The sequence below is a fragment of the Kitasatospora sp. NPDC036755 genome (assembly GCF_040636595.1).
GTDB lineage: Bacteria > Actinomycetota > Actinomycetes > Streptomycetales > Streptomycetaceae > Kitasatospora.
The window spans coordinates 1-5,226 of the sequence record NZ_JBEZUT010000458.1; the positions used below are offsets into that span (position 1 = coordinate 1).

The 5,226-nt window shown below is 75.9% G+C and carries 7 protein-coding genes; 4 read left to right on the top strand and 3 right to left on the bottom strand.

Annotated elements, in window-relative coordinates:
• Positions 1–36: 36 nt before the first annotated feature.
• A complete protein-coding gene (locus AB0E96_RS37850; RefSeq protein WP_359830904.1) occupies positions 37–924 on the bottom strand; it encodes a Rieske 2Fe-2S domain-containing protein in 888 nt (295 codons plus the stop codon).
• A 162-nt stretch (positions 925–1,086) separates the two neighbouring features.
• On the opposite strand from AB0E96_RS37850, the gene AB0E96_RS37855 reads away from it, so the two are divergent.
• Complete coding sequence (locus AB0E96_RS37855) at positions 1,087–1,311, top strand: DUF6480 family protein (protein ID WP_359830906.1); 225 nt, start codon at positions 1,087–1,089, stop codon at positions 1,309–1,311.
• A gap of 107 nt (positions 1,312–1,418) precedes the next feature.
• On the opposite strand, the gene AB0E96_RS37860 is transcribed toward AB0E96_RS37855, so the two are convergent.
• Positions 1,419–2,420: a PHP domain-containing protein gene (locus AB0E96_RS37860; RefSeq protein ID WP_359830907.1), complete on the bottom strand. Its 1,002-nt coding sequence runs from the start codon at positions 2,418–2,420 to the stop codon at positions 1,419–1,421.
• Positions 2,421–2,656: 236 nt separating this feature from the next.
• On the opposite strand from AB0E96_RS37860, the gene AB0E96_RS37865 reads away from it, so the two are divergent.
• From AB0E96_RS37865 to AB0E96_RS37875, 3 genes are all read left to right on the top strand, one after another.
• Positions 2,657–3,229 (top strand): type 1 glutamine amidotransferase domain-containing protein, encoded by a 573-nt coding sequence (locus tag AB0E96_RS37865; protein WP_359830909.1) that lies wholly within the window; start codon positions 2,657–2,659, stop codon positions 3,227–3,229.
• Between the two features lie 373 nt (positions 3,230–3,602).
• Positions 3,603–4,061, top strand: coding sequence for an SRPBCC family protein (locus AB0E96_RS37870; protein WP_359830911.1), 459 nt, complete (start codon positions 3,603–3,605; stop codon positions 4,059–4,061).
• Positions 4,062–4,216: 155 nt separating this feature from the next.
• The gene (locus AB0E96_RS37875) at positions 4,217–4,507 is read left to right on the top strand and encodes a helix-turn-helix domain-containing protein (protein WP_359830912.1); all 291 of its coding nucleotides are present in this window, start codon (positions 4,217–4,219) and stop codon (positions 4,505–4,507) included.
• An 80-nt stretch (positions 4,508–4,587) separates the two neighbouring features.
• Here the strand turns inward: AB0E96_RS37875 and AB0E96_RS37880 are convergent, their stop codons facing one another.
• Positions 4,588–5,025, bottom strand: coding sequence for a universal stress protein (locus AB0E96_RS37880; RefSeq protein ID WP_359830914.1), 438 nt, complete (start codon positions 5,023–5,025; stop codon positions 4,588–4,590).
• Positions 5,026–5,226 lie beyond the last annotated feature (201 nt).

A 5,226-nucleotide genomic window follows, 5' to 3' on the forward strand; every position in this document is an offset into this window, starting at 1 on the left:
ACCGGCTCGGCCCGACGCGGGGGCCGGGGCGGGCGGTCAGCCGGCCCCCGGGAGCCGCGCCTCCAGGTGCCCGGAGAGCACCCGGGTCTCCAGCACCGGCTGGGGCGCGGTGGCCGGGCCGTGCACCACCTCGCCGTCCCGGAGCCGGAACGCGCTGCCGTGCCACGGGCAGCGCAGGCAGCCGTCGACGAGAGCGCCCTCGGAGAGCGGCCCGGACAGGTGGGCACAGCGCTCGGCGAGCACGTGGAAGTCCTCGCCCTCGTGGACCACGACCACGGCCAGCTCGCCGGCCGTCACACGGACGGGCTCGCCGGGCGGGAAGTCCTCCACCGCGCCGAGGCCGACCCAGTCGGCCGGTGCCAGCCGGGGCACGGCGGCGGCGCGGCCCGGGCCGGCGGCCTGCCGGTAGGCCAGGTGCCCGCCGAGCGCGGCCCCGGCGGAGACGGCCGTCAGCCCGGCCAGGCCGAGCAGCCGGCCGCGCGCCCGGTGCCCGCGGCAGCGGGCCAGGAGCGAGCCGCCGTACAGCAGCACCCCGGTGGTGTTGCAGAGCGCGTGCACCAGGCCGGTGCGGCGGCGCGGCGGGTCGAGCCGGGCCCAGTCCACCCAGCCGGTGAGCGCGGTGGGCCCGGCGGTCAGCAGTCCGGCCGCCACCAGGGCGTCGGCGGACCGGTGTCCGCCGGGGAGGTAGTCCAGCAGTGCGGCGGACGTCCAGCAGCCGATCGGCAGCTGGATCATCGCGGGGTGGAGCGGGTGGCCGAGCCACACGCCGTGCAGGGCGTCGCGGTACGGCCCGAGGGGGAGGGCCTCGACCGCTTCGGCGAGCGGCCGGGACGGGGCGTCGAGGACCTCCCAGCGCTCCGGTGCGTCCAGCGCCCGGCGCAGCCGGCGGGACCACCGGTGGGTGTGCAGGGGTGTGGTGTCCATACCGGGCGGTTAGCCGGGCACCGGCCCGCCAAACCCGGGCGGCCGCGGCGATCCGGACGGACCCGGAGGTTCGGACCCGGCGGGAGCGGGGCCGGGCGGGTTTCCGGCCGCCGTCGCCGGGCAGCCGTCGGGCGCTGGAACCCGAACCGTCCGGGGGACGTCATGACCACTCCCGATCCAGAACCCGAACGCACTCCCGCGCTGGACGCGCACCACACGCTCCCCGGCGGGGACACCCCGCCCGCCGAGGGCGGAATCTTCGGCATCTCCCACCCGGAACCGGTGGAACTGCGCCAGGCCTGGGGGCCCTGGCCGGCCGTCCTCATCGTGCTCCTGGCCCTGGCGGTGTCGGCGCTGCTCGTCGGCATGGTCTTCTATCTGACCTGACCCGCCTGACCTGACCCGCCTGGTCTGACCCGCCTGGCCTGACCTGACCCGCCTGGCCTGGCCGCCGGCGGGCGGGACGAGTCCTGGGGAGAGGCCAAGGGGGCAGCTCAGCCGCCGCCCCGTCCGGTCCAGGCGAGAAGCCGTTCGCGCGGCCAGGTGGTGATCAGCCGCTCCGGGCCGAGGCCGAGGCGGGCCGCACGGGCGTACCCGGAGCCGAACCAGTGCAGCTGGTCGGGCGCGTGGGCGTCGGTGTCGACGGCGAACAGGCAGCCCGCCTCCGCGGCCAGGCGCAGCAGGTCGTCGGGCGGGTCACGGCGCTCGGGGCGGCAGTTGATCTCCACCGCCGTTCCGTTCGCCGCGCAGGCCGCGAAGACCGCGTCGGCGTCGAAACGGGACGGCGGCCGGCCGCGGCCGGTGACGATCCGGCCGGTGCAGTGCCCCAGGACGTTCGTACGGCGGGTGCGGACCGCGGCCAGCATCCGGTCCGTCATCGGTCCGGCGTCGGAGCGCAGCTTCGAGTGCACCGAGGCGACCACCAGGTCGAGCCGGGCGAGCAGTTCGGGCTCCTGGTCGAGCGAGCCGTCCTCCAGGATGTCGCACTCGATCCCGGTCAGAAGCCGGAACGGGCCGTTGCGGGCGTTCCAGGCCGCCACCTCGTCGAGCTGGCGCCGCAGGCGTTCGGGGCTGAGGCCGTGGGCGATGGTCAGCCGGGGCGAGTGGTCGGTGAGCACCGCCCAGTCGTGCCCGAGCCCGCGGGCGGCGTCGGCCATCTCCTCGAACGGGTGACCGCCGTCGGACCAGTCGGAGTGGAGGTGGCAGTCGCCCCGGGCGGCGGCCAGCAGCTCCCAGCCGGCCCGCGCCGCAGGCCCGGCCTCGGCCTCCAGCCGGGCCAGGTACGGCGGTGTCGCACCCGTCGAGGCCTGGGCGATCACCTCGGACGTGACCGGTCCCACGCCCCGCAGACGGCGGACGGCGGCGGCGTCCACCACACCGGGCGGCAGGCCGCGGACGGCCTCGGCGGCGGTGTGGAACGCCCGCACCCGGTACGGGGAGGCGCCCTGCCACTCCAGGAGGAAGGCGATCCGTCGCAGCGCCTGCTCCGGGTCCACGGCCACGCCCACCTCAGGTCACCGCCACGGCCAGGGTCGGTCGTCCACTGCTCACCGTGCCTCCTCGGGGCCCGAATCCCGGGTGCGGAGCGGGCGCCGACCGCCCCGCCCGTCCCCGGCGGCTACCCGGACCGGGCCCGGCGAACCGGGCATGGCCGCGGGCCGGGCGGGTACCCGCAGGCGCCGGGGGTGCGTGTGGGTGCACCCCCGTGGACCGACACGAACCAGGAGGAGACATGGACCGGCACGGCAAGGTCCTGGCGATCGTGACGAACTACGGCGTCGAACAGGACGAACTGCTCGTTCCCGTACGGCACCTGCGCGACAACGGCGCCCGGGTCGACATCGCCGCCCCCGACCGGGGCGACATCCGCACCCTGGTCGGGGACGAGGAACCCGGCGAGACGGTGCGCCCCACCCTCACCCTCGACGAGGTCGACGCAGCCGGCTACGACCTGCTGCTCATCCCCGGCGGCACCATCAACGCGGACACCCTCCGGCTCCGGCAGCCGGCCGTCGACACGGTGCTCGCCTTCACCACGTCCGGGCGGCCCGTCGCCGCGATCTGCCACGGCCCCTGGTTGCTGGCTGAGGCCGGCGTCGCGTACGGCAAGCGGCTCACCTCCTACCCCTCCCTGCGCACCGATCTCGCCAACGCCGGCGCCACCTGGACGGACGAGCCGCTGGTCACGGACGACGCCAACGGCTGGCGCCTGGTGACCTCGCGCAACCCCGACGACCTCGAACACTTCCTGCGCGGCATCGACGACGCGCTGCGCGCCCGGGCCGAGACGGTCGGCTCGCACTGACCGGCCGACGCGGACACGGAGATCGTCGGGCACGTCGGCGGGCACACGCTCGCCGCTGCGCGGCGGAGAGGGTGGCCCCGGTGGGGGGTTCCGGTTGCGGTGGGCCGGTTCTCCGCGCCCGGCGCCGGGTCGAGCCGGCGGCCGACGCCGGAGGAGCGGGCCCCGGTGCGGCGCGGCACGCCGCCTCGTTCTGTTCCGTGCCCGGCGCCTGCCCGCCCCCGGCCGCGGATGCGCGGACGCCAGGGGGCGGTCTCGACGGCGCGGCCCCACCCGGCCAACGGACGGGGGCGGCGGGAGGGTTGATCCGGCGCTGGGCGGGCAGGCGCGCGGTCGGCCGGGACGAGCCCGGCCGTGCCGAGCAAGGAGGCTCCGGATGAGCATGGTGAGGGAATCGGTCGACGTCGACGTGCCGCTGGGTGCCGTCTACAACCAGTGGACGCTGTTCGAGGAGTTCCCGCGGTTCATGGAGGGCGTCGACGCGGTGACCCAGGTGGACGACCGCCACAACCACTGGCGGACGAGCATCGGCGGGGTCACCCGTGAGTTCGACACCGAGATCGTCGACCAGCTGCCCGACGAACGGATCGCCTGGCGCACCGTCGACGGCGAGGTGAGGCAACAGGGCGTGGTGACCTTCCAACGGCTCGACGACGAGCACACGCGGGTCAACATGGCCATCGACTTCCGGCCCGAGGGCATCGCCGAGCGAGCCGGGGACGCGCTGGGAGTGGTGGACCGGAGGGTGAAGGGGGACCTGCGACGCTTCAAGGACTTCATCGAGCGCCGCGGTGGCGAGGAGGGCGGCTGGCGCGGCCGGGTGAGCCCCGGTTGAGCACCGTCCGACCGCCCGCTGACCCCGGAGTCCACGGCTCCTCGGGGGCCGGGGACACCGGGCGCGCCCGCCCCGGGTTCCTTGCGGGCCCCGCTCCGGGGCGAGGGGCCCCGCAAGGAACCCGGGGAAGGCCGGCCGGGCCGTATGCTGGGGCCATGAGCGACCGGCCGGCGGGCCCGGGGTGGACCTTCCTCACGAACCACGCTCGCGTGTTGGTGCAGATCGCCCGGGATCCGGGGATCAGGGTGCGCGACATCGCCGCCCGCTGCCTGCTGACCGAACGGGCGGTGCAGCGGATCATCGTCGACCTGGAGCAGGCGGGTTACCTCAGCCACGAGCGGCAGGGGCGCACCAACCACTACCACGTGACCACCGGCAAGCAGCTGCGCCACCCGGCGGACGCGGGCCCGTCCCTGGCGGAGCTGCTGGCCGCCCTGCTGCGCTGACACCGCCGAGGCCCGCCCGCTGACGGCCCGTCACCGAGGAGGCGGGCCCGGGCGCCGCGCGGGCCCGCGTGCCGCTGCCGTCACGGGGCCCGGACGATGACCACCGGGCAGGCGGCGTGCTGCGCGCAGTGGGTGCTCACCGAGCCGAGCAGGGTGCGGCTGAAGCCGCCGCGGCCGTGGCTGCCGACCACCAGCAGTTCGGCGCCCCGGGCCGCGTCCAGGAGGACGTCGGAGGGGTCGCCCATGACCATCGTCTGGCGGACCTCCGCCCGGCAGTCCGCGCCGAGCACGGTGTGCAGCTCCTCGGCGAACCGCCGTTCGGCCAGCTCCCGGTCGAAGGTGCTGTCGACCACCGGGGCCGACCAGCCGAAGTGGCTCGGTGGCTCCCAGGCGCCGACGGCGTCGACCACCCCGCCGATCAGGGTGGCGTGCCGGGCCGCCCAGTGCAGGGCGGCGTACGAGGGCGGCGAGCCGTCGACGCCGACCACCACGCGGGGCACGGAATCCTTCGCGTTCATCTGCACCGTCCTGTCGATCGTCGCCTCCCGACCACGGTGCTGGGCGCCGGACGGCCCCGCCACCACGGCCCGGCACCCGGGTGACACCGGCCGCCCCGGCCCGCCGACCCGGGGCGGCTTCATGGAGAGCGGACCTGCATTCGTGCGAAAGGATCATGAATCTTCACCAGCATAGGTCCGTTTTCACGATTGCCATACCAA